The sequence below is a fragment of the Rhodococcus sp. T9N genome, assembly GCF_024436645.1.
GTDB classification, from domain to species: domain Bacteria; phylum Actinomycetota; class Actinomycetes; order Mycobacteriales; family Mycobacteriaceae; genus Rhodococcus_F; species Rhodococcus_F qingshengii.
Map to the genome: position 1 here is coordinate 20,232 of NZ_JAMSKS010000020.1, position 25,478 is coordinate 45,709.

General features: G+C 62.8%; 29 protein-coding genes and 2 pseudogenes. 16 read left to right on the forward strand and 15 right to left on the reverse strand.

Going from position 1 to position 25,478, the window contains the following annotated elements:
• Window positions 1–37 precede the first annotated feature (37 nt).
• Genes M1L53_RS26030 through M1L53_RS26055 form a run of 6 tightly spaced genes read right to left on the reverse strand, consistent with a single transcriptional unit; the run spans window position 38 to window position 4,133 of the window.
• Window positions 38–448, reverse strand: a complete 411-nt coding sequence (locus M1L53_RS26030) for a low molecular weight phosphatase family protein (RefSeq protein WP_054802002.1) — start codon at window positions 446–448, stop codon at window positions 38–40.
• 28 nt (window positions 449–476) lie between these two features.
• Window positions 477–1,472 (reverse strand): thioredoxin-disulfide reductase, encoded by a 996-nt coding sequence (trxB, locus tag M1L53_RS26035; protein WP_058038022.1) that lies wholly within the window; start codon window positions 1,470–1,472, stop codon window positions 477–479.
• A 41-nt stretch (window positions 1,473–1,513) separates the two neighbouring features.
• Window positions 1,514–1,930: an arsenate reductase ArsC gene (locus tag M1L53_RS26040; RefSeq protein ID WP_058038023.1), complete on the reverse strand. Its 417-nt coding sequence runs from the start codon at window positions 1,928–1,930 to the stop codon at window positions 1,514–1,516.
• Window positions 1,931–1,971: 41 nt separating this feature from the next.
• Window positions 1,972–2,628 (reverse strand): arsenate reductase ArsC, encoded by a 657-nt coding sequence (locus M1L53_RS26045; RefSeq protein ID WP_371335444.1) that lies wholly within the window; start codon window positions 2,626–2,628, stop codon window positions 1,972–1,974.
• A 24-nt stretch (window positions 2,629–2,652) separates the two neighbouring features.
• Window positions 2,653–3,750, reverse strand: coding sequence for an ACR3 family arsenite efflux transporter (arsB, locus tag M1L53_RS26050; protein ID WP_011133472.1), 1,098 nt, complete (start codon window positions 3,748–3,750; stop codon window positions 2,653–2,655).
• A complete protein-coding gene (locus M1L53_RS26055; RefSeq protein ID WP_020971547.1) occupies window positions 3,747–4,133 on the reverse strand; it encodes a helix-turn-helix transcriptional regulator in 387 nt (128 codons plus the stop codon). The genes arsB and M1L53_RS26055 overlap by 4 nt, the downstream gene beginning before the upstream one ends.
• Before the next feature lie 109 nt (window positions 4,134–4,242).
• Here M1L53_RS26055 and M1L53_RS26060 point away from each other — a divergent pair, with 109 nt between their 5' ends.
• Window positions 4,243–4,647 (forward strand): MerR family transcriptional regulator, encoded by a 405-nt coding sequence (locus M1L53_RS26060; protein ID WP_011133470.1) that lies wholly within the window; start codon window positions 4,243–4,245, stop codon window positions 4,645–4,647.
• The gene (locus M1L53_RS26065) at window positions 4,644–4,982 is read left to right on the forward strand and encodes a hypothetical protein (protein ID WP_020971548.1); all 339 of its coding nucleotides are present in this window, start codon (window positions 4,644–4,646) and stop codon (window positions 4,980–4,982) included. Before M1L53_RS26060 ends, M1L53_RS26065 begins: the two co-directional genes overlap by 4 nt.
• A gap of 102 nt (window positions 4,983–5,084) precedes the next feature.
• Here M1L53_RS26065 and M1L53_RS26070 read toward each other — a convergent pair whose 3' ends face one another.
• The gene (locus M1L53_RS26070) at window positions 5,085–5,543 is read right to left on the reverse strand and encodes a heavy metal-responsive transcriptional regulator (RefSeq protein WP_011133469.1); all 459 of its coding nucleotides are present in this window, start codon (window positions 5,541–5,543) and stop codon (window positions 5,085–5,087) included.
• Window positions 5,544–5,848: 305 nt separating this feature from the next.
• Between M1L53_RS26070 and M1L53_RS26075 the strand changes: the two genes are divergently transcribed.
• Genes M1L53_RS26075 through M1L53_RS26090 form a run of 4 tightly spaced genes read left to right on the forward strand, consistent with a single transcriptional unit; the run spans window position 5,849 to window position 9,347 of the window.
• Window positions 5,849–6,229 (forward strand): helix-turn-helix transcriptional regulator, encoded by a 381-nt coding sequence (locus M1L53_RS26075; protein ID WP_011133468.1) that lies wholly within the window; start codon window positions 5,849–5,851, stop codon window positions 6,227–6,229.
• Complete coding sequence (locus M1L53_RS26080; protein WP_020971549.1) at window positions 6,222–8,174, forward strand: cation-translocating P-type ATPase; 1,953 nt, start codon at window positions 6,222–6,224, stop codon at window positions 8,172–8,174. Before M1L53_RS26075 ends, M1L53_RS26080 begins: the two co-directional genes overlap by 8 nt.
• A complete protein-coding gene (gene lspA / locus M1L53_RS26085) occupies window positions 8,171–8,695 on the forward strand; it encodes a signal peptidase II (protein WP_011133466.1) in 525 nt (174 codons plus the stop codon). Before M1L53_RS26080 ends, lspA begins: the two co-directional genes overlap by 4 nt.
• A 49-nt stretch (window positions 8,696–8,744) precedes the next feature.
• Window positions 8,745–9,347 (forward strand): cadmium resistance transporter, encoded by a 603-nt coding sequence (locus tag M1L53_RS26090; protein WP_020971550.1) that lies wholly within the window; start codon window positions 8,745–8,747, stop codon window positions 9,345–9,347.
• A gap of 362 nt (window positions 9,348–9,709) precedes the next feature.
• On the opposite strand, the gene M1L53_RS26095 is transcribed toward M1L53_RS26090, so the two are convergent.
• From M1L53_RS26095 to M1L53_RS26120, 6 genes are all read right to left on the reverse strand, one after another.
• Window positions 9,710–11,077 (reverse strand): rhodanese-like domain-containing protein, encoded by a 1,368-nt coding sequence (locus M1L53_RS26095; protein WP_003944677.1) that lies wholly within the window; start codon window positions 11,075–11,077, stop codon window positions 9,710–9,712.
• Between the two features lie 53 nt (window positions 11,078–11,130).
• Window positions 11,131–11,400 (reverse strand): metal-sensitive transcriptional regulator, encoded by a 270-nt coding sequence (locus M1L53_RS26100; RefSeq protein ID WP_003944639.1) that lies wholly within the window; start codon window positions 11,398–11,400, stop codon window positions 11,131–11,133.
• A gap of 78 nt (window positions 11,401–11,478) precedes the next feature.
• Window positions 11,479–12,252: a sulfite exporter TauE/SafE family protein gene (locus M1L53_RS26105; RefSeq protein WP_003944622.1), complete on the reverse strand. Its 774-nt coding sequence runs from the start codon at window positions 12,250–12,252 to the stop codon at window positions 11,479–11,481.
• Window positions 12,252–12,668 (reverse strand): DUF302 domain-containing protein, encoded by a 417-nt coding sequence (locus tag M1L53_RS26110; RefSeq protein ID WP_011133463.1) that lies wholly within the window; start codon window positions 12,666–12,668, stop codon window positions 12,252–12,254. The genes M1L53_RS26105 and M1L53_RS26110 overlap by 1 nt, the downstream gene beginning before the upstream one ends.
• A gap of 44 nt (window positions 12,669–12,712) precedes the next feature.
• The gene (locus M1L53_RS26115) at window positions 12,713–12,964 is read right to left on the reverse strand and encodes a YgaP-like transmembrane domain (RefSeq protein ID WP_003944652.1); all 252 of its coding nucleotides are present in this window, start codon (window positions 12,962–12,964) and stop codon (window positions 12,713–12,715) included.
• Between the two features lie 26 nt (window positions 12,965–12,990).
• A complete protein-coding gene (locus tag M1L53_RS26120) occupies window positions 12,991–15,147 on the reverse strand; it encodes an MMPL family transporter (RefSeq protein ID WP_019747395.1) in 2,157 nt (718 codons plus the stop codon).
• Between the two features lie 544 nt (window positions 15,148–15,691).
• Here M1L53_RS26120 and M1L53_RS26125 point away from each other — a divergent pair.
• The 3 genes and pseudogenes from M1L53_RS26125 to M1L53_RS26135 all read left to right on the forward strand — a co-directional run.
• Window positions 15,692–16,078 (forward strand): annotated as a pseudogene (locus M1L53_RS26125) (HAD-IC family P-type ATPase); the annotation flags it as partial.
• Between the two features lie 56 nt (window positions 16,079–16,134).
• A pseudogene (locus M1L53_RS26130) lies at window positions 16,135–16,455 on the forward strand (DUF3703 domain-containing protein); the annotation flags it as partial.
• Between the two features lie 91 nt (window positions 16,456–16,546).
• Entirely contained in the window at window positions 16,547–16,885 is a 339-nt protein-coding gene (locus M1L53_RS26135; RefSeq protein ID WP_003944633.1) for a hypothetical protein, read from the forward strand.
• Window positions 16,886–17,249: 364 nt separating this feature from the next.
• Here M1L53_RS26135 and M1L53_RS26140 read toward each other — a convergent pair whose 3' ends face one another.
• The gene (locus M1L53_RS26140) at window positions 17,250–17,615 is read right to left on the reverse strand and encodes a DUF4229 domain-containing protein (protein WP_019747393.1); all 366 of its coding nucleotides are present in this window, start codon (window positions 17,613–17,615) and stop codon (window positions 17,250–17,252) included.
• A 128-nt stretch (window positions 17,616–17,743) separates the two neighbouring features.
• Here M1L53_RS26140 and M1L53_RS26145 point away from each other — a divergent pair, with 128 nt between their 5' ends.
• From M1L53_RS26145 to M1L53_RS26170, 6 genes are all read left to right on the forward strand, one after another.
• Window positions 17,744–18,382, forward strand: coding sequence for a TlpA disulfide reductase family protein (locus M1L53_RS26145; RefSeq protein ID WP_003944602.1), 639 nt, complete (start codon window positions 17,744–17,746; stop codon window positions 18,380–18,382).
• Window positions 18,379–19,023 (forward strand): TlpA disulfide reductase family protein, encoded by a 645-nt coding sequence (locus M1L53_RS26150; RefSeq protein WP_261949282.1) that lies wholly within the window; start codon window positions 18,379–18,381, stop codon window positions 19,021–19,023. The genes M1L53_RS26145 and M1L53_RS26150 overlap by 4 nt, the downstream gene beginning before the upstream one ends.
• Window positions 19,020–19,826: a cytochrome c biogenesis CcdA family protein gene (locus M1L53_RS26155; protein ID WP_261949283.1), complete on the forward strand. Its 807-nt coding sequence runs from the start codon at window positions 19,020–19,022 to the stop codon at window positions 19,824–19,826. The genes M1L53_RS26150 and M1L53_RS26155 overlap by 4 nt, the downstream gene beginning before the upstream one ends.
• Entirely contained in the window at window positions 19,823–21,454 is a 1,632-nt protein-coding gene (locus tag M1L53_RS26160; protein ID WP_058228113.1) for a cytochrome c biogenesis protein ResB, read from the forward strand. Before M1L53_RS26155 ends, M1L53_RS26160 begins: the two co-directional genes overlap by 4 nt.
• A gap of 89 nt (window positions 21,455–21,543) precedes the next feature.
• Window positions 21,544–23,052, forward strand: coding sequence for an apolipoprotein N-acyltransferase (gene lnt / locus M1L53_RS26165; protein WP_231917504.1), 1,509 nt, complete (start codon window positions 21,544–21,546; stop codon window positions 23,050–23,052).
• A gap of 213 nt (window positions 23,053–23,265) precedes the next feature.
• Complete coding sequence (locus M1L53_RS26170; protein ID WP_261949285.1) at window positions 23,266–23,487, forward strand: PASTA domain-containing protein; 222 nt, start codon at window positions 23,266–23,268, stop codon at window positions 23,485–23,487.
• A 294-nt stretch (window positions 23,488–23,781) separates the two neighbouring features.
• Here M1L53_RS26170 and M1L53_RS26175 read toward each other — a convergent pair whose 3' ends face one another.
• Window positions 23,782–24,108 carry a metal-sensitive transcriptional regulator gene (locus M1L53_RS26175; protein WP_051720984.1) on the reverse strand — a complete coding sequence of 109 codons (327 nt, stop codon included), beginning with the start codon at window positions 24,106–24,108 and terminating at the stop codon, window positions 23,782–23,784.
• 521 nt (window positions 24,109–24,629) lie between these two features.
• Between M1L53_RS26175 and M1L53_RS26180 the strand changes: the two genes are divergently transcribed.
• Window positions 24,630–25,472 carry a F510_1955 family glycosylhydrolase gene (locus M1L53_RS26180; protein ID WP_030537778.1) on the forward strand — a complete coding sequence of 281 codons (843 nt, stop codon included), beginning with the start codon at window positions 24,630–24,632 and terminating at the stop codon, window positions 25,470–25,472.
• The last annotated feature ends 6 nt before the right edge of the window (window positions 25,473–25,478 follow it).

Below are 25,478 nucleotides of genomic sequence, written 5' to 3' on the forward strand. Positions count from 1 at the left end.
CCAGGATTTCGATTGTGCGGCTGCGCTGATCGAGGTGTCAGGGCGTGGTCAGACGATCGGCGAGTGCGTCGACGCGGGCGGCGATGTCGTCGCGGACCAGGCGCATTCGTTCGATTCCGTCGATGCCGCGTTCGGACGGCTCGTCGGTGTCCCAGTTCTCGAAGTCGGTGCCGGCGACGGAGTCGACCTTCGCTTCGTTGCCCAGGGTGACGACGAGGTCGACATCGCGCACGAGTTGCGGATCGATCAGCGTCGGAGTTTGTCCGGTGATGTCCACCCCGACTTCGAGGAGGGTTTCGGCGGACAGGGCGTTGACCGCGTCGCCGGGTTTGGTGCCGGCGGAGTACACGTCCACCTGGTCGCCGGCGGCTTTGCGCATGAGGCCGGCGGCCATCTGGGATTTTCCGCCGTTCTTGACGCACACGAACAGCACTGACGGTGTACTCATCGAAAATTCCTGTCTCTGGGTTCGATTGTCAGGGGGCGCCGACGACATCGACGGCATGGCCCGCTGCGTCGAGGGTGTTGGCGGTGATGTCGCCACGATCGGCAAGCCAGCGTTCGGCGTCGATCGCAGCGGAGCATCCGGTGCCGGCAGCGGTGATCGCCTGACGGTACGTGTGATCGACCAGGTCGCCGGCCGCGAAAACACCGTCGACGGAGGTGGCGGTGGAGCCCGGGGCGACGCGGACGTAGCCGGCGTCGTCGAGATCGACCTGGCCCTTGACGAGTTCACTGCGCGGATCGTGGCCGATGGCGACGAACATGCCCGTGATGTCGAGGGTGGACGTCTCGCCCGTAACGGTGTCACGGACCTTCAGTCCGGTGACGCTGTTCTCGCCCAGGACTTCGAGGGGTTCGGTGTTGACGAGGAATCGGATCTTCTCGTTCGCCTTGGCGCGCTCGAGCATGATGCGCGAGGCCCGGAACTCTTCGCGGCGGTGCACGAGGGTAACGCTGCGGGCGAAGCGGGTGAGGAAGGTTGCTTCTTCCATGGCGGAGTCACCGCCGCCGACCACGACGATGTCCTGGTCGCGGAAGAAGAAACCGTCGCAGGTGGCGCAGGCGCTGACGCCGCGGCCGAGGAGGCGTTCTTCACCGGGAATGCCCAGGTAGCGGGCTGCCGCGCCCATGGCGAGGATGATCGCGTGCGCGGCGTAGGTTTCGCCGTTCGCGACGACGGTCTTGATCGGCTTGCTCAGATCGATCTCCTCGACGTCCTCGGTGCGGATGTCGGTGTCGAAGCGCAGTGCCTGCTCGCGCATCTGTTCCATCAGATCGGGGCCCATGATTCCTTCGCGGAATCCGGGGAAGTTTTCGACTTCGGTGGTGGTCATGAGGGCGCCACCGAACTGGGTTCCCTCGAAGAGGAGGGGCGCGAGCTCAGCACGCGCGGTGTAGACACCAGCGGTGTAGCCGGCCGGTCCGGAACCGACAATGATGACGTCATGGACCGCGGACGGGATGGTCATAGTGTCTCTTTCACGGGATCGAATACGGGAAGCGTGGGCGGTCAGCGCGATACCGACGGGGCGGTGAGTTCGCTGATCAGGGCTTGTACGCGAGTCTTGATCTCGTCGCGGATCGGGCGAACCGCATCGATGCCTTTGCCGGCCGGATCGTCGAGGACCCAGTCGCGGTAGCTCTTGCCGGGGAAAATCGGGCAGGTGTCGCCGCAGCCCATCGTGATCACGACATCGGAGTCCTGCACGGCGTCGGTGGTGAGGATCTTCGGGGTCTGGGCGGAGATGTCGATTCCGAGTTCGGCCATCGCTTCGACTGCGGCGGAGTTGATGGTGTTCGCGGGGGCGGATCCGGCGGAGCGGACCTCGATGGCGTCGCCGGCGAGGTGGCTGAGGAATCCGGCGGCCATCTGCGATCGGCCGGCGTTGTGGACACAGACGAACAGGACGCTGGGCTTGCTGGTCATGAGGATGAAGGTTCCCTTCGAAGACGGAAGTAAGAGGTCGGTCAGACGGCGACGGGTGTGGTCAGTTCGGTGAGCAGCGCGATCACCCGTGCATCGAGGTCGTCGCGGATTGCCCGCACCACCTCGAGGGGTTGCCCGTCCGGATCGTCGAGAGCCCAGTCGAGGTACCTCTTCCCCGGGTAGACGACGCACGCATCACCGCAGCCCATCGAGACGACACAGTCCGCCGCGGCGACCACATCATCGGTGAGCGGTTTCGGGAACCCGTCGGCCAGATCGATCCCGATCTCGGCCATCGCCGCGGTGACGGCGGGGTTGATCTCGTGGACCGGCGCGGATCCGGCTGAGCGCACATGAACGCGGCCACGGGCGTGGTAATCGAGTAGTGCCGCCGCCATCTGCGACCGCCCCGCGTTGTGCACACACACGAACAGAACTTCGGGCACGTCCTTGGCGAGTGCTCCGCTGGACTGGGCCAAAGCGGTGAGGCGGTCGGCGGCGAACCGCGCCGCGAGCGAGGTGAGATGAGTGTGGATCTTCGCGGTCCGGCGCAGCGCCGTGTAGGACTCGAAGACATAGCGTTCGACGGTTTGCGCGGAGAACACTCCGACGTACTTCGCCGCCAAGTCGTGCGCGGTGCGCGAGAGAACGGCCTGCGGTGAGAGGAGATCGGGCTGGGCGCGGTGCTCGTTCATCATGACTCCCGAAGAGTTGTAGGTGACTTACGTAGCGGTGGGTGCGGGTGAAACCTCTTTGACGGCAAAGCGTTTGCGTAGAGCAAGGGAGACATAGACCAGCCCGACGAGCACCGGTACCTCGATCAGCGGGCCGACAACACCGGCAAGAGCTTGCCCCGAGGTGGCGCCGTAGGTGGCGATGGCTACGGCGATCGCGAGTTCGAAGTTGTTGCCCGCTGCGGTGAACGCCAGGGTCGTCGTGCGTTCATAGCCCAATCCGATTGCGGCGCCGAGGATGTAGCCTCCGCCCCACATGAGCGCGAAGTACGCCAGCAGCGGCAACGCGATCCGGACGACATCCCAGGGCTGGGAGGTGATCTGTTCGCCCTGCATCGAGAAGAGCACGACGATGGTGAACAGCAGACCGTAGAGCGCCCAGGGGCTGATCTTGGGGATGAACTTGGTGTCATACCAGTCGCGGCCTTTGGCGCGTTCACCGAAGAAGCGGGACAGAAAACCTGCCAGCAGCGGGATACCGAGAAAGATCAGGACCGATTTCGCAATCTGCCAGGGCGAGGTGTCGATGGTGGTCTGTTCGAGGCCGAGCCACCCGGGCAGGACCGAGAGGTAGAACCAACCGAGCACGGCGAACATGATCACCTGGAACACCGAGTTGATGGCGACCAGCACCGCGGCGGCTTCGCGGTCTCCGCACGCCAGGTCGTTCCAGATGATCACCATCGCGATGCAGCGAGCGATACCGACGATGATCAAACCGGTTCGGTATTCCGGCAGGTCGGGCAGAAACAGCCAGGCGAGGGCGAACATCAGCGCCGGGCCGAGAACCCAGTTCAGGAACAGGGAGCCGGCGAGGAGTTTCTTGTCCCCGGTGACTGTGTCGAGGCGGTCGTAGCGGACCTTCGCCAACACCGGGTACATCATGATCAGCAGGCCGAGGGCGATCGGCAGGGAGATGCCGTCGATCTGCACCTTCTCCAGGGCAGTGTTCACACCGGGGATCCAGCGTCCAACCAACAGGCCGACGACCATGGCCACGCCGATCCAGACCGCAAGATAGCGGTCGAGGGTGGAGAGTTTTCCGACGACTTCGGGGTGTTCGGTGGTGGCAGCGGTGTTGCTCATGCGGTGACCTCTGCGCACGCGTCCGCGACACTCACGCTCGTACCTTCGACCAGGAGCACGGCGGAAAGCTGTTGCAGCGCAGCCGGAATAACCCAGTAGTACACCCAGGTCCCGCGGCGTTCACAGTCGAGCAGCCCGGCCTGTCGCAGCACCTTGAGGTGATGCGAGATAGTCGGCTGAGACAGGTCGAACGTATCCGAGATGTCGCAGACGCAGGCTTCACCACCCTCGTGACTTGCCACCAAGCTCAGCAGGCGCAAGCGGACGGGATCGCCGAGGGCTTTGAACATCCGCGCCAGGTCGCCGGCCCAATCCTCGGTCAACGGTTCACGGACGAGCGGCGAGCAGCAAGCGCCGGCCTCCGCCCCATCTTGATTCGACATGCTTCGATATTGACAGATATCGAAATAACGCGCAACCAACCTCAGATGAATTTCCGCCGACGAGAGACGACTTGACTCCGTAGCCGGGTACCGGGTTCACAATGGCGACATGCGTAGCAGTGAACTGGCCACCCTCGCCGGGGTGAACGTACAGACGTTGCGGTACTACGAACGGCGCGGACTCCTGCAGCACCCGCCGCGATCCACCTCGGGATACCGCTCATATCCGGACGAAACTGTCGAAATTGTCCGGTTCGTCAAACGCGCCCAAGAACACGGCTTCAGCCTCGACGAAATCAACGAACTTCTCCATCTCGCCGGCGGCGGACCGGACGATTGCGACACCGCTCGGCGACTGGCGCAGACGAAGATCACCGAGTTCGGCGAAAAGATCCGAGATCTGCAACGCATGCGGGCCTCGCTGACCGAGTTCGCGTCCACCTGCGCGCGACCGCGAGCGGACCGGCACTGCCCCATGCTCCAGACACTGCACACCGACAAAGGACGACCATGATGCATCTCGAAATTCTGCAGGTCCCGGACTGCCCTAACGTGCCGCTCCTCGAACAACGAATCGAGCACGCTCTTTCAGGCGTGCCGATCGAATGGGAACTGCGCCACGTGATCATCGAAGATCCTCGATCAGCGGAACTTGCGGGCATGGCGGGATCTCCGACGTTGCTCGTTGACGGCCACGACCCCTTTGCCGAACCGGATCAGGTGCCAAGCGTGTCCTGCAGGCTCTACCGCGACGCCGTGGGCGCGGTCGGTGGCGCTCCCACTGTGACTGCCCTGAGGAATGCATTCGAACGGGATTCACCCACTGCCGCTACTTCCGTACCTGACTGATCAATACACCGACAACACCACTACAACCGCTTCGCGCACCTCATCACGTTGCAGAGCGCCGAACCTGCTGAAATAGGAAGGGATGCATGGCCGCAATCAATTTCACGATTCGGCAACACCTTCCTGAGACTCGGATTCCAGGATCCAGCACACACCGACATCGTCGGCTTCCGACGGAATCTCACCTTCCGCTCGACTCAGCAAAGCAACAAGGTTTGTTTCGAGCGTGGCAAGTTCGCGGATCTTGCCACGAACCTGGGAAAGATGCTCCGAGAGCATCTCCACGACCTGTTCACAAGGAGCCGCCCCGCGGTCATGGGTGGTGAGGATCTCGCGGATCTCTCGCAAGGTGAAACCTGCAGACTGGGCGCTGCGGACGAACCGCAAACGCGCAAGAGATTCCGGACCGTAGTCCCGGTAGCCGTTGGACTTTCGGACCGGGACGGGAATCACCCCACTGTCCTCGTAGAAACGCAGCGTTTTCGGGGCAACGCCACTTCGAGCGGCCAGTTCACCAATTTTCACGAGATCCTTGACCTTCCATCGCACTGGAATGTCCATTATGGATGACGTTCGGGAACCGCAGGTGACTCGGACCGTTCGTCGCCGCGCTGGCGATGAACACTCAGAAGGAGGTGAATGAAATGAATCCACTGGAGATGTTGTGCGACTGGCTGTGTCGAGCGATGGGTCCTTGCTGTCCCCCCATGTGATGCCGTGGCGAGCAACTCGCAAACTACAGATGTCACTTCGCCATTCCTGGTGAGGTACGTCGGCCGGCCACCGTTCGGCTGACGTACCGCATCTACTTCAAGTCCAGTGCGTCCACCCTTCCTGGAATCGTCCAATATTGCTATCATCGTCGTATGACGATGAATAACGAGCCTGGATGCCTCGCCGCAACCGGCAGCGGGTCGAGCCTGGATGCGGCAGTGGCACTGTTCCACAGTCTCTCGGACGGCACCCGGTTGTCGATCGTGCGCCGTCTCGCCGAAGGAGAGGCGCGGGTTGCGGATTTGATCGGTGAACTCGGCCTCGCCCAGTCGACGGTGTCCGCACATGTTGCATGCCTACGTGATTGCGGTTTGGTCGACGGCAGACCGGAAGGTCGGCAGGTGTTCTACTCGCTGGCCCGGCCGGAATTGATGGACCTACTCGCCTCGGCGGAGACGCTGCTTGCCGCGACGGGGAACGCGGTTGCCTTGTGCCCGAATTACGGCACCGCCATCGGAGATAGCCGTGAGTGACGCATGCGGTTGCGGTCACGACGAACCCCGCGTCGAAGGCGAGGAAGAACACGGGCCCGAAAAGTGGTGGCAGGTTACCGAGATCCGGGCGGCTGCAGCTGCGGGCGTGCTGCTGATCGCGGCGCTGATAGTGGGCCTGGCCGGTGGGCCGGATGCTCTCGGGCTCGGTCTCGAGGTGGGCGCCCTGCTCATTTCCGGTTACACGTTCGTCCCGTCCACTCTCGCACGCCTGGTCAAGGGCAAGATCGGGGTCGGCACCCTGATGACGATCGCGGCTGTCGGCGCGGTACTGCTCGGTGAGGTGGGCGAAGCGGCCATGCTCGCGTTCTTGTTCGCGATCAGCGAGGGACTCGAAGAGTATGCGGTCACCCGCACTCGCCGGGGCCTGCGGGCCTTGCTGTCTCTGGTGCCGGCCACCGCGACAGTTCTCCGCGGCGGCCGCGAGGAAACCGTTCCGCCCTCCGAACTCCAGCTCGGCGAGCTCATGGTCGTCAAGCCTGGGGAACGGATCGCCACCGACGGGGTCATCCGCACCGGACGCACCGCTCTGGACACCTCCGCGATTACCGGTGAATCGGTGCCCGTCGAAGCCGGTCCCGGCAACGAGGTGTTCGCAGGATCGATCAACGGCACCGGCGTCCTCGAAGTCGAGGTCACCGCAGATGCGCAGGACAATTCGCTGGCCAAAATCGTGCGGATCGTCGAGGCCGAGCAGTCCCGCAAGGGCGAGGCGCAACGCCTCGCCGACAAGATCGCCAAACCGCTGGTTCCAGGTGTGATGATCGTCGCCGCAGTTATCGCCGCGGTCGGCAGTGTGCTCGGCGATCCGCTGGTGTGGATCGAACGCGCCCTGGTGGTGCTGGTCGCCGCCTCCCCGTGTGCGCTGGCCATCGCGATCCCTGTCACCGTTGTCGCCGCGATCGGTGCGGCGTCCAAGCTCGGTGTCCTGGTCAAGGGCGGCGGTGCACTCGAGGCCCTCGGCCGGATCCGCACCGTTGCGTTGGACAAGACCGGCACCCTCACCCGCAACCAGCCTGCCGTGATCGATGTGGCCACGGCGGACGGCGCCAGCCGCGAGGACGTTCTCGCGGTGGCCGCAGCGTTGGAGGCGCGCAGCGAGCACCCTCTCGCTCGCGCGATTCTCGCCGCCGTCGACGACTACGCACCCGCCGACGACGTGGACGCGGTCACAGGGGCGGGCCTGACCGGGGCCATCGACGGCATACCTGTGCGCCTCGGTCGACCGGGCTGGATCGACCCGGGTCCGCTGGCAGGGGATATCGAGCGGATGCAGCATGCCGGCGCCACTGCGGTGCTGATCGAGCGCGCCGGAACGGTCATCGGGGCGGTCGCCGTCCGTGACGAGCTCCGACCGGAAGCACGTGAGGTGGTTGCCGGGCTACGACGCGGCGGGTACACCGTCGCGATGCTCACCGGCGACAACGAACGCACCGCCCAGGCGCTGGCCGCCGACGTCGGGATCGACGACGTGCACGCCGACCTGCGCCCGGAGGACAAGGCACGGATCGTGGAAACCTTGCGTGCGAGCCGCCCGACGGCAATGGTCGGGGACGGTGTCAACGACGCCCCCGCCCTGGCCACCGCCGACTTGGGCATTGCCATGGGCGCGATGGGTTCCGACGTGGCCATCGAGACCGCCGATGTTGCTCTGATGGGTGAGGACCTGCGGCACCTGCCGCAGGCGTTGGCGCACGCGCGCCGCTCCCGGACCATCATGTTGCAGAACGTCGGACTGTCGCTGGCGATCATCACCGTTCTGATGCCGTTGGCCTTGTTCGGGGTTCTCGGCCTGGCCGCCGTGGTCCTGGTGCACGAGGTCGCTGAGATCGTGGTCATCGCCAACGGTGTCCGGGCCGGCCGCGCGCAAGCCTTCCCCACCGGATCGGTACCCGCACCGGCGGGGAAGGTCGAGGCCCGCACGTGAGCGAATTAGCGGCTCGATCAATCCGCACAGGTAGCACGCGGCGGGTGATTCTCGTGGTCGTCGGTCTCGCTCTCATCGCGATCGCACTGTCGGCCGAACCCGTTGCGCGCCGTACCCTTTCCGGTGCACGCACCGTCGATATGGGATTGCTGCAACTGAAGTTGGCGTACAACAGCGGTGTCGCGTTCAGCATCGGCCAACAGCTTCCGGCCTGGATCATCCTCGCGGTCACCGCCGCCATCACTCTCGGCGTCGGAATTTACGCCTGGCGCACCGTCCCCACCGCTTCACTGGTGGGGACGGTGGGTTGGTCGGCGATCCTCGCCGGAGCTGCCGCCAACGTGATCGATCGTGCCGTCGACGGAAAGGTCACCGACTATTTCCACACCGGCTGGTGGCCCACCTTCAACCTCGCCGACACCTACATCACCTGCGGCGTCGTGCTGCTCGTCGCATCACTGATCTTTGAGTCCACCCACGACCCGGCCGATCCCCCGCCCGCACAGGAGAGTTCGAAATGACAGCAATACCCGAGATCAGGCCGCGCCGCGGCAGCCGCCGGATGCGAGGATGATCGGCACCATCGCCGCGGCGGTAGCGATGTTCGCCGGCACCAACATCGACGACATCGTCGTACTGACCGTCCTGTTCGTCGCCTCCGCCAGTCAAGGACGGCCGCGGGCATGGCAGATCGTTGCCGGCCAGTACCTCGGCCTGATCACCCTCGTCGCGATCAGTGTGGTCGCCGCCCTCGGGTTGGTGATCGTGCCCGAGGACTGGGTTGGACTACTCGGGTTACTTCCCCTGTCGCTAGGAATCTGGGGACTGATCCAGGGCTTACGCAGCGACGGAGACGGTGAACCCGTAGTCCTCGCGGCCGGGACGATCAGCGTCGCCGCCATCACCATCGCCAACGGCGCCGACAACATCGCCGTCTACACCCCGGTCTTCCGCACTCTCGGTGCGCCCCAGACCATCGTTACCATCGCCGTGTTCCTGATCTGTGTCGGACTCTGGTGCGCCGCCGGCAGAATGCTCGGCACCCACAAGAAGGTCATCGACACCCTCGAGCGCGTCGAGCACTGGCTCGTGCCCACAGTCTTCATCGGGCTGGGCGTCATCATCCTGCTCGAATCCGGTGTGATCGGCCGCCTGATCGCCGCCGCGGCATGACCGACACTGCTGGCACGGTGGCACCTTGATCCGTCCCGGCTCCTCGCGGTCGCCGGGGCACTCGGATGTCTGCGACTCCGCGCACCGCATCCCGGCCGGAGCCGTGCATGGCGCGTCACAACGGTCCGGCCACCGAAGCAAAGGCGAGCGGAAGATCCAGTGCGAATTGGCAGAACGACAAACTCGGACGGCGCCCGAATGATCGTTGGACCAGCGGTGGCCGCCTTCTCGGACGTCGGCACGGGCAGGGGTTGGGCTTCCTGCCCTCTGTCGGAATTATCCGATGGCCGTTTGCTGAAATCGGGGAGATCAGCCCCGTGAACCACTCGCATCGTGCGGCTTGCGCAGCGGCGGCGCATTCGTCAGGCGGGCGATGTGTGGAGACCGAGCTGCACGGCATGCTCGTAGTCATCGTCGATGAGGACCACTGTGCGGTGTTCGCGGTCGAGAAGTGAAGCGGCGATCGATGCGCGGTAACCGGATGCGCAGTGCACCCACACTTCGGCCGCGGAAACTTCCTCGAGTCGGTGTGGTAGCTCGTGGAGGGGGATGTTCACGGCACCAGGAAGGTGGCTGTCCGCGTACTCGGACTGTTGACGCGCATCGAGGACGCTTATCTCACGTTCGCCGGTGGCCGCCGCGAGTCCGGCGAAGTCGGATACATCGTAGGAGCGGACCTTTCCGTCGCCGACGAGCGAGTGAATCTCACCGACGGCGGATCCGGAGGGACTGTCGATGCCGATCCGAGCCAGCTCGCGGGTCGCCTCGGCGATCTGGTCGGTTGTTTCACCGATCAGCGTCAACGGCACGCCCCACTGATAAAGCCATCCGAGATAGGTGACGAAGCTGGTCGACAGTTCGAACCCGAGAGAGCCATCGACGTGGCCGGCGGCGAAAGCGGTGCGTGCTCGTAGGTCAACGACCCATTGCCCGGCGTCGATGCGGCGACGTAGTTCGTCTGGATCGACGGGCTCGGGCATGGACAGGTCGATCGGGGCCGGCCCTTTGGTGTTGATGACGCCCATATGGGCGTAGTACGCGGGATATGCAGACAGGCCCGCGATCAGCTCGTCGACATAGGTGTGTTCGTCCTGAGTCAGTGCGGGGTTGGACTGCTGCTGTTCACCGATGGTGGATGAGTCCCCGCTGGTCGGAGTTGCGGCACAGAAGCTACCGAACCCATGTGTGGGGTAGACCTCCACCTCAGCGGCCAGTTCGGCCGCGATGCGGCGGACCGAATGGTACTGCGCGTGGGTCAGTTCATCAGTGTGCTCGGAGCCGAGCAGGTCAGTACGCCCGGTGGACCCGTAGAGCATGGAGCCGCCGGTGAAGATTGCGATCGGCTCGCCGCGCCGGTGCAGAACGTAACTGACGTGGTGATGAGTATGCCCTGGGGTGTGCATGACCTCGAACGTCGTCGATCCCGCGTCGACGACATCGCCGTCGACGACTGCTCGGCGCTCGTATTCGACCGGATCGCCGTCCGGGACGACGTATTCGGCACCCGTGGCGCGCGCAAGTTCCAGGCCGCCAGTGACGTAGTCGTTGTGGATGTGAGTTTCCAGCACGTGGGTGATGACAGCGTTCTTTTCTGCTGCCAGCGCCCGGACGCGGTCGATGTCGCGTTGTGGATCGATCACCACGGCGATACCGTCGTGGCTGATCAGATAGCTGCGGTCGCCGAGGCTGGAAGTTTCAATGATGGCGATGTCCGGGTCGGTCGTGCTCATGGGGAGCTCCTACATGTTGTCGGTCGGCCTCGTTCCTGATGTGAAGCGGGCGTTCAGGCCAGCGCCAGGAAGAGCTTTTCCAGTTCTGCTTCGGTCATGGGTTCTTTGTTGTCTGCCGCTTCGCCTGTCATACACTCTCGGAGACCGGTAGCGACGATCTTGAAGCCCGCTTTGTCGAGGGCCCTGGAAACAGCGGCGAGCTGGGTGACAACGTCTTTGCAATCGCGTCCGTTCTCGATCATGCCGATCACTCCCGAGAGTTGGCCGTGTGCGCGGCGGAGGCGGTTGAGGACCAATGCGATGCTGTCTTCGTCGCCGATCATGGGGTCTCCTTCAGATGCATGATGATGCCAGAAATTGCCAGATTACCCCCGGGGGCATCCAACGGGGTGCACGGTAGATCATCCGAGAACGAGAGTGTCGATGAGGACGTAACCTGCCACGACAAACACCAGGTAGGCGAACCACTGCCGAAGTGAGTCCGTGGCGATGCGTGTACCGAATCGTCCGGCCACCAACGAACCCGCAATGGCTGAACCTGCGAACGCTGCCGTCAAGGGCCAGTTTCCACCGAGGCCGTCGGCCTGAGCGATGAGTCCGGCGGCGGAGTTGGCGACGATGACCACCAAAGAGGTTCCGACGGCGACACTCATCTCGATTCCCAGCAGCAGAACCAATGCGGGGATGATCAAGAAGCCCCCGCCGACGCCGAACAGTCCGGTAAGGACACCGACGCCGAATCCGGTCGGTATGGACCGAGGTGCGCATCGGCGCCAGTTGATCCCGGAATTGCTCGTCCTGCAGGCGGTTCCGGGATTGTCGGGGCTGCGCAGCATGCGTGCCCCCGCGAGGATCATGACGATCGCAAAGCCGATCATCACGGCAGTTTCAGGTAGATGCTTGCCAAGGGCAGTGCCGGCCAGGGTGCCGAGGACTCCGGTGGCGGCGAAGATTGCCGCGAGTCGCCATTCGATGAGCCGCGCCCGCACCTTGGAGATGACCCCGACCGCGGAGGCGACACCGATCACCAACAGCGAAGTCGGTATCGCCTCCGGCAGGGGGAACCCGAGGGCGTACACGAGGATCGGGACAGCGAGGATCGATCCACCGCCTCCGAGGAGACCGAGCAGGATTCCGACGGTGAGGCCGAGCGCCAGCGCCAGGGTCAACGTCATCAACTGCGCACTGCATCCCGACTGCCGAGCGTGTCCAGGGCGGCTTGGAGTTTGGTGGTGGCCTCGGCCGCGACATCTGACAGTGCTGGTTCGCCCGTCACTTGGACCATGAGGTCCGGGTTCATCGCCTCGACGATGACCGATCCGGCGGTGGTGTCGGCACGGACGACGACGTTGCAGGGCAGTAGCAGGCCGATCTCACGCACGATTCCTACGGCGCGGTGTGCAAGCGTGGGATTGCACGCGCCTAGGATCAGATACTTCTCCATGTCTGTGCCAAGTTTGGCTTTCAGGGTGGCCTGCATGTCAATTTCGGTCAGCACACCGAAGCCTTGCTCGGACAGTGCTGCTTTGGTGGCGGTGACCGCCGTCTCGAAGTCGGTGTCGGTCAAGGTGGTCGAGAGTGCGATGGTCATGGTGGAGAATTCCTTCCGTTCGTCGAACTGCGGCAATTGTGTGCCTATCCGCTTCGGGGGTGGCGAAGACTTGGTACGCCCGCTCTGGTGAGAAGCGCACTTGCCGGGCACCAGCCGACCGCGGCGTAGAGGGCGAGGTTCGCGGCGGCGAAGGCGCTGAGCAGCCTCCACCGTGGTGCGTGGAGTTCGCCGAGGGTCAGGCCCGTGGCGGTGACGCCGGCGGCCAGTGCGGGGACGATACGTTCGATCGGCCACCCGGCAGACGTGCTCGAATGCGTGATGTTCGGATCGGTCATGATTCCTCCGTGAGGTGTTGTAATGGTCAGTGCGAGAAGCGGATCGACGGCAACATTCTGCGCAGCCAGCCCGGTGCCCACCATGCAGCGTGACCGCTCAGCCGGAGCAGGACCGGGAGCAGGATCAGCCTGATCAGGAAGGCGTCGAGCAACACCGCGACGCCGAGGATGATGCCCATTTCCTTGGGTGGGAGCGGATCGGAGAGCGCGAAGGTGAAGAACACGGCGACCATGACCGCCGCAGCGGCGAAGATGACGCGTCCGGAGTGCGCGAGGCCGTCAACCTGAGCAGCCTTCGGGTCCCCGGTCTTCTCGTAGTGTTCTTTCGCGGTGGCGAGCAGGAACACGGTGTAGTCCATGGCGATGGCAAAGATCATCGCGAAGAAGAACACCGGCCCCCAGCCGTCGAGGAAACCTTGAGGGGTGAAGCCGAGCAGCGACGATCCGTGTCCGTCTTGGAAGATCAGCTTCGCAACCCCGAACGCTGCGGCGGTCGACAGCAAACTGACGGCGGTGCCGAGGATCGCGATCAGTGGTGCCTGCAGAGCGACGAGCAGCAGGATGAAGCCGAGGGCGAGGATGATCCCGATAACCAACGGTAGGTAGTCGTTCAGGGCTTGCTGCAGGTCGAGGTTCTCCGCTGGCGCGCCGCCGACGAGCGCGGACTCCGGTAGTTGTGCGCGTAGGTCACCGAGGATCGTGCCCATGGCCTCTGCGGAAGGGTCCACGGCAGGAAACGCTTGCAGCAGTGTGTAGTTCGAATCGTCTGTTGATGGTGTGGGCGGGGTGACCATCGAGATCCCGTCGACGCTGCTCGCTGCCGCGGCGGTAGCAGCCGCATCGGAAGACGGGACAACTATCTGCAGCGCGCCGGGTGCCCCGTCACCGAACTGGGCCTGAACCAACTCGTAACCTTGCCGAACGGGCGCATCGTCGGGAACGACAGCGATGGACGGCATTGCCACCTTCAGTCCCAGGACAGGTAAGGCCAGGGCGACGAGGATGCCGACGGAGACCAGCGCGAACGGCCATGGGTACTTGTGAAGCAATTCGCCCCACGCAGCGAACTTCGGGGATCGGTGCTGTTGGCGTTTCGCGTAAGGCAGGGATGCTGCGTTGACCTTGGGGCCGAGTGCGCCCAGCGTGGCCGGAAGAAGTGTCATGGTGGCGATCAGAACGAACGTGACGGCCAGCATGATGCCTACGGCCATGGTGCGCACGGCCGGTGCGGGAACGAGCAGCACTGCCGAGAGGCTGACCAGGACGGTAAGTCCGGACAGGATCACCGCTTTGCCTGCGGTGTCCATGGTTTCGGCAACGGCTGCTCGTGGATCGGCCGTACGGAGGGCGTCGCGGAAGCGGGCGACGATGAACAAGGCGTAGTCGATGCCGAGAGCGAGGGCGAACATCATCGCGAAATTCATCGCCCATACCGAGATCGGTGTGACCTCGTTGAGCAGCACCAAACCGCCGGCGGAGGCGACGAGTCCGGCCACTGTGAGCAACAGCGGCAGCCCGGCAGCGACGAGGGAGCCGAATGCGAGCACCATGATCGCCAAAGTGACTGGCCAAGAGAATAGTTCAGCCTGAATCATCGCATCGTGGTTGGCTTTGTTGAAGTCGGACCACAACGCGGAGGATCCGGTGGGATAGACCTCGATACCGTCGCCGGAGAGTGCGGTCAGCTCGTCTTTGACATCGTCGACGGCTTTGACCATGTCGTCCGCGTTTGCGTTGGCGCCGGCGATGAGGATGCCGGTGTGGCCGTCGGGGCTGATGGTCATACCAGGCTGTGGGGCGATGACGGCACCGAACCGGGTGTCACCGTCGAACACAGCTGTGACGTCGATGAGTCTCTGCTGCACGGTGGGATCGTCGATCGACGCGGTGTCCGAATGGACCACCACCTGAACCGCGGCCGAGGAGTTCCCGCCGAAATGCTGTTGCGCGAGTTCACGGACCTGGACCGATTCGGATCCGTTGGCTTGCCACCCAGCACCCGCCAGTGACGAAAAAACCGACGGCGCTGCAGATCCGAGCGCGACAAGCGCGATCAGCCAGACACCGAACACCCATCGGCGGCGTGCGACCATCGCGCTTCCCAGGCGTCCGAGTATGCCGGGTGTAGATACGCGATCACGATCGTCACGACCGGTGGCCGTCACGGTGTCGGGCACAGACATAACTTCTCCTAAAATACGGGCTGGGGTATTCAAATGAGCGAGCTAGACCTCGGTAAACCTGACCCAATTGGAAGGTTAGGCCCTTGCACTCGCGACCGGGATTGGCGGCGAAACAGCGATCGCGAGGCGCTGGCGCCGATCGATAGGACCAACGGTCTCAGCAGAGCAGGTGCACTGCCGAGGCCGTGAAACATCCTTCGTGACGTCGTCGACATGTCGATCGCAACCTGCCCACGCGATCTTGTCGCATATCGGGCACGGGACGGGGTAACACATAGACAGTCCTTTCTGACGAGCGTCTACCCACTGTTGCATATACCCAGGGGGGTATGCAAGTACCCCTGGGGGTATACGCTCGGGTAGGCCGTTCGCTCCTCTCGGGCGCCCACCCGAGGGGGTGGGCCGTCCGGGTCGTCGAGTGCCCAGGCGAGGTACCGCTTTCTGGGTAGCCGACGCACACGTCGGCGCATCCGTCGAGACGACTCAGTCCGGGTGCGGCGGCCACGCCATCGGTGAGAGGTCTCGGGAACTCGTGGCGTGGATCGAGCGCGCCGGAACCGTCATCGGGGCAGTCGCCGTACGAGACGAGCTCCGACCGGAAGCACATGAGGTGATCGCCGGGCTACGACGCGGCGGGTACACCGTCGCGATGCTCACCGGCGACAACGAACGCACCGCCCAGGCGCTGGCCGCCGACGTCGGGATCGACGACGTGCACGCCGACCTGCGCCCGGAGGACAAGGCACGGATCGTGGAAACCTTGCGTGCGAACCGCCCGACGGCAATGGTCGGGGACGGTGTCAACGACGCCCCCGCCCTGGCCACCGCCGACTTGGGCATTGCCATGGGCGCGATGGGTTCCGACGTGGCCATCGAGACCGCCGATGTTGCTCTGATGGGCGAAGACCTGCAGCACCTGCCGCCGGCTCTGCATCCGATGAACCGAATGCTCGCACAATTGCGCAGTGTCTACACGAAGCGCATCGCTTGCACGACCGACACAGCGCCGTCGCGTTTGGGCCCGCAAAGAGGACCGCAGCCGGCCGCACCAGCGATGACACCCAGCGTTGGCATCACCTCGAACGCACACATGTCCTCTCCCAGCCCTGTCCATGGCCACACAAACCACCTCGCCATGCTCCCCTGGCCTTACATCAGCGTGACTGCCGCGAAGCCGTCGGGCAGGTTCTTCGCATCATCGTCGTCGCCGCCCCGGGATCCGCACTGGGCCGCTATCCGGAGGGCAACACCGAACGAACTCGTGCCGGTCTTATGACACCGATGCCGATACCTGACGATCTTGCCGAGAAAATGCAGACCTACCAGTCCTGGGTTTCGTTTACCGCGAGCTGTCCTGCACTGCCGCATACTCGAAACCACACGCCGACGGAGGAACACCATGATGCACCTTGAAATTTTGCAAGTCCCGGACTGCCCGAACGTGCAGCTCCTCGAACAACGGATCGAGCACGTTCTCGCGGAGGAGTCCATCGATTGGGAACTGCGCCACGTAATCGTCGACGATCCTCGATCCGCAAGGCTTGCGGGCATGACCGGATCGCCGACGTTGCTCGTCGACGGCCGCGATCCGTTTGCCGAACCGGACCAGGTCCCCAACGTGTCATGCAGGCTCTATCGAGATTCCACGGGCGAGGTCGGTGGCGCTCCTACCGTTGCTGCACTGAGGGGTGCGTTCGGTATGGCTGCGCCCACAGCTGATGTAGAGGGCGATGAGTGAAAGTATCGGCCACCCACCGGTGGTCCCAACAGGGTCGTCTCCAGCAGCAGCCCCGGGGTTCCTCACAAGGGCGAGCTGACTCAACGGTCCTCCGTACTGCGCCTGCTCGAGTCTCGTCCGCCTGATCCCGCAGCTTGTACCGATTCCGAAACTCGAGACCACCACGGATACCGCCGACTCCGCACCTGATCCCGTCACCTGACATCTTCATCCCAATGCCAATCAATGCATGATCGCGCGCCCTCGGCATCACCCAGGAAGGCAGCTTTGAGCGGTCATACGTCCAAAAAAGACAGGTTGTGGCACCGATGCTGGGCATTTTCGTTACTGGAGCTTTCACGCGCACCTAACCGGAGGGAACCCTTCACCGGGTGCGCATTGCACGCCGTTTTTCATCTACGACCATCACTTCTTCATTGATCCGGCGGCGCAATGACCGGAACGCGATCGCAGAGATGGCGAATCCGAGCAGCACCGCCCCGAACAGTGCTAACACACCGGGGATTTCGAGTTCGAGTATGGCGTTGATTCCCATGATGATCACTGCGAGGCCGGCGATCAGGGCGAGTCGAACCGCGGTGTAGTACATCACCAGACGCACGAGCTTTGACCGTGCTACACGGTTGATCCGCGCCACGCGCGTCTGCGGTGCTTGATGGGCACCCAGTGCCGCAATTTCTGGGCTGACTGGTGGATTGATACGGCCCTTCGGAGCGGACTGGCGTTTCACGATGCTCGATTCTCGGGTTCGGATCCCGCCTCTGGTTGGCGGGGGCGACAGAACGAACCATATGTCTACTATGCACAATAGTAGTTCAGTGTTGTCCCGGTTCACCGCACCACGCTTGGAGGAAGTGCATGCAGGCACAGTCTCGGTGGTTCCTGCTCTTCCTGGTTGTGATCGGTCTTCTCGTCGTGGCGATCTGGCCTCGATCAACGTCAACCGAGACCCATTCCTCGACCCGGCCTCAAGTGCCTCCGGCCGCCCAGGCAGATGAAGATCGCGTCGACTCGGGGTTTTCCTCGAAGTCCGCGGCAGCAGCGGTTCCCTGTCCTGTGGCCCCGGCAGTACCGCCCGCTGGAGGAGAACTCCTGGGAATCAAAGCGACGTGTCTTGGCGAGAATACTGTGGTCGACCTCGGTGCAGCGCTGTCCGGGGAGCCGACCCTGATCAACCTCTGGGCCTCGTGGTGCGGGCCGTGCCGATCGGAAATCCCGGTCCTGAATGACTATGCAGGTACTCCGGGCTCCATCCGAGTAGTCGGGATCAACGTCCAGGACGACATGTCCACAGCACTAGCGCTTCTCACCGCTGCAGGCGTGCACTATCCCTCGTTCGCTGCGGTCGACGACATCGGAATTGCGCTATCGGCGCCGCCAGTTCTGCCGCTGAGCTTTCTCGTCCAACAAGACGGGTCCGTCGAACAGATTACAACCCCCATGGTTTTCGAAAACACTGACCAAATACGCTCCGCTGTAAGTGAGTTGATGAAATGAATGCCCCCGCACTCCCTCGCAAATCGAGACAACGCGTACTCGGAACACCGACCCGCATCCTCCCACTGGTCGCTATTCTCACTGCGATCGTCGTCGCCGCGAGTGGATGTGCAACCGGCACCGATGCAGTCGCTTCGGGTGCGAATTTCGATTTCGTGTCACCGGGAGGACAAACCGATATTTTGTACGACCCGCCCGAATCGCGAAACATGATCGGTGTATTGGCCGGACCTGACCTCATGGCCGACGGTAGCGATATTTCACTCACTGATTACGCCGGTCAGGTCGTCGTGATCAATCTGTGGGGGCAATGGTGCGCCCCGTGCCGGTCCGAGGCCGACGATCTCGAGCGCGCGTACGAAGCAACCGAAAGTCTCGGTGTTCAGTTTCTCGGGATCAACGTTCGAGATCCTCAACGAGACAAGGCCCAGGACTTCGTCGTCGACAACAACGTCAGCTACCCCTCGATCTACGACCCGTCGATGAGAACTTTGACAGCGCTCGGCGGAAACTATCCGACAAGCGTGATTCCCTCCACCTTGGTGTTGGATCGCAGACAGCGCGTCGCCGCTGTGTTTCTTCGCGCACTTCTCACCGAGGATCTGCAACCGGTCATCGAGCGCGTGGCGGCCGAGCGGTGAACGAACTCGCCCAAGGTGTCGGCTCCAGCTTCCAGACCGCCGCCTCGAGCGGCCCGTTACTGCTCGCCGTAGCAGCGTGCATTCTGGCCGGTCTGGTGTCGTTCGCATCGCCGTGCGTGGTGCCGCTCGTTCCCGGATATCTGTCGTATCTAGCCGGCATTTCCGGAGCTGATTCTCCAGCGGTGACCCGTGGCGACGAGACCTCGGAACCTGCAGGCAGATGGCGGGTGACAGGCGCGGCAACGATGTTCGTTGCCGGATTCACCGTGGTGTTCGTTCTCGCCACCGCATCGGTATTCGGCGTGATCAGCACCCTGCGCATCAACGAAGCGCTGCTCCAACGTGTGGGTGGTGTGATCACCATCGTGATGGGGTTGACATTCATCGGCCTTATTCCTGCCCTGCAGAAAGACGCACGATTCGCGCCGCGACGTATCTCCTCCCTTGCCGGCGCACCTTTGTTGGGGGGCGTGTTCGCGTTGGGTTGGACACCATGTCTCGGCCCCACTCTCGCAGGGGTTCTTTCGGTGGCGGCCGGAACTGAAGGCACGACGGCAGCGCGCGGGGTGCTGCTGATCGTCGCCTACTGTCTAGGACTTGGATTACCGTTTATCGTGCTGGCGTTCGGGTCGGTGAAAGCGCTCCGAGGCGTCGGATGGCTCAAACGCCATTCACGAACGATTCAGATCGTCGGCGGAATAATGCTCGTCGCTGTCGGTCTGGCACTGGTCACCGGTGTGTGGGGCATGTTCGTCGGCTGGTTACGCAACGAATTCGTCAGTTCGGTCGTGCTGCCGATATGACAGATAACGCCACCGCGGGAGGTCGCATCCGCCGCCTACCGAGACTGATTATCCGAGAAAGCGTTCGACTACTGCGCCACAATTGGCGCCGGTTGACGTCGATGAGCACCGCGCTCGTGCTCCTGTTCCTCTTGGCACTCGCAGCACTTCCCGGTGCTATGTTGCCTCAGCGAAATCTCAACGTACAGAAAGTTTCCCAGTACATCGCGGCGCAGCCAACCCTCGGCCCGCTATTCGACAAGCTGGAGTTGTTCGACGTCTTTTCCAGCTTCTGGTTCACTGCGATCTACGTCCTGCTGTTTCTCTCTCTCATCGGCTGTCTTGTTCCACGCCTGCAGGCGCATCTCGGCGCGCTTCGGAGCCAACCTGTACGAGCACCTCGGAATCTGTCCAGGTTGCCGCACCATTTCCACGGCGTAGTTGACATCTCGCATGACGAGGCCCTCACCAGAGTGCGGCAGTCGCTCAAGGGCTGGCGGGTAGCCGTCAGGTCCGAAAAGGATTCCGAGGTATCGGTTTCCGCGGAAAAGGGGTATCTGCGTGAGGCCGGGAATCTGGTGTTCCACTTCTCGCTGATCGGGTTGCTCGTCACCGTCGCGATCGGCAAGTTGGTGGGGTACGAGGGTTCGGTGATCGTCATTGCCGACGGCGGCCCCGGTTTCTGTAATACGTCACCTGCCGTGTACGACTCGTTCCGCGCGGGAAGTGCTACTGACGGCACGGGTCTCGCGCCCTTTTGCATCAAGGTCAACGACTTTTCCGCAGATTATCTCGATACTGGTCAGGCCGAAATGTTCACCTCCAACATTTCGTATCAGAGCGGGCAGGATATCGCGACCAATACCTGGAAAGACTATCGTCTTCGGGTCAACGAACCGCTGCGTACCGACGGTGCCCGTGTTTATCTGACCGGCCATGGGTACGCGCCGCAGTTCACCGTCACTTTTCCCGACGGACAGTCCCGTACCGAGACGATGCAGTTTCAACCGGACGATGCGGTCACGTTCCTGAGCAGTGGGGCGTTGCGGTTCGATCCGCCAGGTGGATCGTTTCCGAATCCGGACGAGCGCCGGAAGAATCAGATCGCCATCGAGGGACTCTTCGCGCCGACCGCTTCCTTCAGCGGGACGCTTCTGACTTCGTCGTTTCCCGATGCGCGTGACCCTGCGGTCGCGATCGACATCTACAAGGGCGATACGGGTCTGGACACCGGCATCCCGCAATCGATCTTCTCGTTGAACAAGGAAATGATCAACCAAGGAAGGCTGGTCAAACAAGATCGTGTGAACCTCCGCCCTGGAGAGACGCGGACTCTCACCGATGGAACACAGGTTCGGTTCGACGGCGCCAAGGAATTCGCCAATCTGCAGGTGTCGTACGACCCTGCGCAACAGTGGGTTCTCGTCTTTGCGATCACGATGATGCTCGGACTTCTGATCTCGCTCGTGATCAGGAGGCGGCGAGTGTGGATCCGCCTACGCCCGGGGACGGGACCGGAGCAGGCTGATCTCGAACTCGGTGGACTCGCGCGGACCGATCATGCCGGCTGGGGCGGCGAATTCGACGATCTCTGTGAGAAATTGTTGACTGACCAGCGCAGTTCTCCTTCTACGAGAGCGGGCCTGTGAGGGTCCTTTCGGTCGACCGTGCGATCACTGCCGACAGTGAATTAGATGCATGCCTGAAGAGTGGTCGCCCCAAACGGCACCACGGTGGGATCGCTTTGCGTCTCGCTCTTTCGGTGGGCGCTGGGTGGCTGCTGTTTCTCAGCTTTCCGCCGCGCACGCTGTGGTTTCTCGCCCCTGTAGCCATCGCCCTGCTGACCGTCGTTCTCCAGGGGCGCAGTCTCCGTGCGGGTTTCGGATTCGGCTATGCCGCGGGACTGGGATTCTTCGTTCCCTTGCTGCCATGGGTCGGAGCGTACGTGGGTGCAACGCCTTGGTTGGCGTTGGCGGCGATTGAAGCGCTCGCGTTCGGAGTGTTCGGCGTACTGGCGGTGGCCGTCGGCCACGCTCCGCTTTCCCCGGTGTGGATTGCGGGTGCATGGGTCACCGCAGAAGCACTTCGTAGCCGAGTTCCGTTCGGCGGTTTCCCGTGGGGGCGTTTGGCCTTCGGGCAGGCAGACGGCCCGCTGCTGCCGTTGGCTTCGATCGCGGGGGCGCCAGGTCTTTCCTTCGTGACTGCACTGATCGGAACACTCATCGCCTGGTCACTGGCTGGGCCCTTGAATGTTCGATGGCAAGCATTGGCGAAAGGTGGCGCTTGCATCGTCCTCATCTTTGTGAGTGCATTGGTGACCGGTTCTCCCGGTGCCGCCCCTGACGAGGTCGTCACTGCGACCGTCGTTCAGGGCAACGTGCCGCGACTCGGCCTCGATTTCAACGCCCAACGCCGAGCTGTGCTCGACAATCATGTTGCCCGCACCGAACAACTCGCAGCTGAGGTCACAGCGGGCCGAGCAGCCCGGCCACGACTTGTCATCTGGCCCGAAAACGCTTCGGATATAGATCCTTTGACGAATCGGGATGCGGCGGATCGACTGGACCGAGCAGCCCGTTCTATCGGCGCCCCGATCCTGGTCGGTACGGTCCTGCAGGGCGAGCCAGGAACATCGATCAACAGTGCCATGGTCTGGGATCCGACGGACGGCCCTGGGCAGCAACACATCAAGCGGCAGCTTGTGCCCTTCGGGGAGTACCTGCCGCTCCGATCGATCGTTAGTGCGGTGTCGTCATATGCCGATTCTGCGGGCAATTTCGTTGCCGGGAACGGGAACGGCGTCGTCGACCTCAACGGAATTCAGGTAGCTGTTGCCACGTGTTACGAGGTGGCCTTCGACGATCTGGTGACCGAGTCCGTCAAGGCAGGAGCCACCGTCATCGCGGTTCCCACCAACAACGCGACCTTCGGCCGGACCGAGATGACCTTTCAGCAGCTGGCCATGTCGCGGGTGCGGGCGGTCGAACACGGCCGCAGTGTGCTGATCGCAGCAACCAGCGGTGTCAGCGCAATCATCACGCCAGCGGGTGTGGTGCGTCAACAGAGCGAGATCTTCACAGCACAAGCATTGACCGACGAGATCGCCGTTCGCTCCGATCTCACGTTGGCAACACGTGTGGGTTCGATTCCGGAACTCGCGTTGTCTGCGATCGTGCTTTCTCTCGCCGCTTCGGCACTCTTCAGAGGCATGTACCGGGTTCGGCGGGGTGAAAGAACGAGAACATGAATTACTATGCATGATAGTAATTCAGTGTCGGTGCCAGTGCACAAGCGAAACGAGTTCACCAATGACGATTTGTACGGCGGCAATGAACCTGCCCGAACGTGGTACAACGCGATGGGACCGATCGCGAGCAACTTCGGACCCATCACGCTACCCCCGCTGGACCAGAAATATGTTCGCGGTTCGGCCGGGGATCAGGTACCCGACGTGGTCGGGATGACCGAGTCCGCCGCAACATCTCTGTTGCAGAACGCCGGGTTCAAAGTGACGGTCTCCCTCACGTCAAGTCCGAGCGCGAGAGGGACAGCAACCGCGACAGCTCGGTCGGGAGCGGCACTTCCGGGCTCCACCATCACCCTGTACATAAGTGACGGATCCTCGACACCGAGCACCACCACGACGAGCCCATCACCGTCAGATACCCCAGGCCCACGATAAGCCCGGGTGCGCCACCATGATGCTTCGGCGATCCCCACCCGGTGGGGACTGCCACCGCACGCGCTCATCATGAACTCGATTCCCGTCGAGGACCTCGGATCCCGGTTGTGGCGAGCAGAAATCGCTCCGGAATACGGAACATGCGGAGTGCTTCCCTATGTGCCGCCCGCTCCCGCATTCAAAAAACATGATTCGATCGTAACTACATTCTAAGTAAATGACTTTCGATAAAACGGCATCGAAATTCCGCCCCACCGACTAGTAGATCGTTTCGGACATCAGATGGGAGGGTCCTCACGAATTCACGAGCCGTCTGATCGCCTCGGCGGCCTCCCTGATCTTGGCGTCGGATTCGGCGCCCCCTCTTGCGGCGGCATCGACGACACAATGACTGAGATGGTCTTCGAGCAATTCCATAGCTACTGCATGCAGCGCTTTTTTCATCGCCGATATTTGGGTAAGGATGTCAATGCAGCACCTTTCTTCTTCAACCATTCGCTGCAGCCCTCGCGACTGACCCTCAATACGCTTGAGGCGTTTGAGGTACAAGTCCTTTGCGCTGATGTATCCGTGGGTCGCATAGTCACGACGGCCTGGACCAACCGGATTAGTTGTGCCCACGAGATTCCCCTGGTCTCGTCGCCCGTAGTGGGCCAGACGCGAAATCACGTCGTCTCCATGGTGGGCGACAATCGATTGGACCTGCCCTGGCTACGGTGTAGTGCAGCAGTGGCACACACGAAGGCACGTTGAGCAGCATCCCGTCTGTATGGGCGCTTCGCCAACTGCAAGATCTCCGGGTAAGTGACCACACGAGAAGAACTCTCAATCATTCCTGCCACCAGGGCTAGGCAGTACCGCTGCACCCGCCCTGTGTTCAAACTTCCTGCCCACCGCCGGTTGCGCCACCAATGACGCGATGCGCCGTCATCCCGTCGACCCGTGCGTGGGACCAGACCAATTGCACCTCCCTGCCGTATCAGATCAGGGGCTTCGACGGCGAGCATTTCCCTTGCACTAGACCATTGCAGGGGGTGAATTCGCAGCCAGCCAACACCCTCATCTACTATGCATCTTAGTAGATAAGGTACCAGTCGCCCGGAAATGTTGCCATCCCTTCGAATACAGGACGAGACACCCAGATGCCCAATAGTCGTCGTGCGCGAACGTCCCCAATCGTGGGGCTCGTCGGCGCCGCTCTCATCGCCGTTTCTCTTGCGGCTTGTTCGACGCAGGGAAACGACGACAAGGCCGGCCAGTCCATCGTCCCGCCCATACCAGGGGTGGAGCTCACACCCGAACTTGACCATCTGCACGGGTTGCATATCAACGCCGATGGCACCATCTTGGCGGGTACGCATCGCGGACTGTTCGCGATCGGAGATTCGGGCGACACAGTGCGAGTGGGTGATTCCGACGACGATTTGATGGGGTTGGCGGGCGTGGCGGGCAGTGACACGCTCTTTTCCTCAGGGCACCCGGGACCGTCCAGTACCGCAGCCAACCCACTTGGCCTACGCACCAGCAACGACGGCGGCCGAACCTGGACGGATAGCTCGCTCGCGGGACAGGTCGACTTTCATTCTCTGGTTACAGATGGCACGACACTCGTCGGCTTCGACGGGGCCAGAGGTGTCACGGTGTCGAAGGATCAGGGAAAGTCGTGGGAATCCGGCGGTGCCCTGGGTGTGGCGTCCCTCGCTCTCACCGAGAGTGGGACATGGGCTGTCACCTCGTCAGGGCTGCAGTACAGCAGCGACGACGGGCGCACCTTCACAAAGTTCGCTGGAGCGCCGTCCATGGTGCTGATCGCGGGCTCCTCGGATGCACTGTGGGGGGTCGATCAAGATGGATTCGCCTGGCGGAGCAGGGAGGGAAAAGGCTGGGAGAAGCGCGCTAATGTCGGAGCAGTCGAAGCGTTGACTGCGGCGAGTTACGACAGCGCGTACGCGGCGACTTCTCAGTCTCTGTATGCCTTGAACTGACCTGAA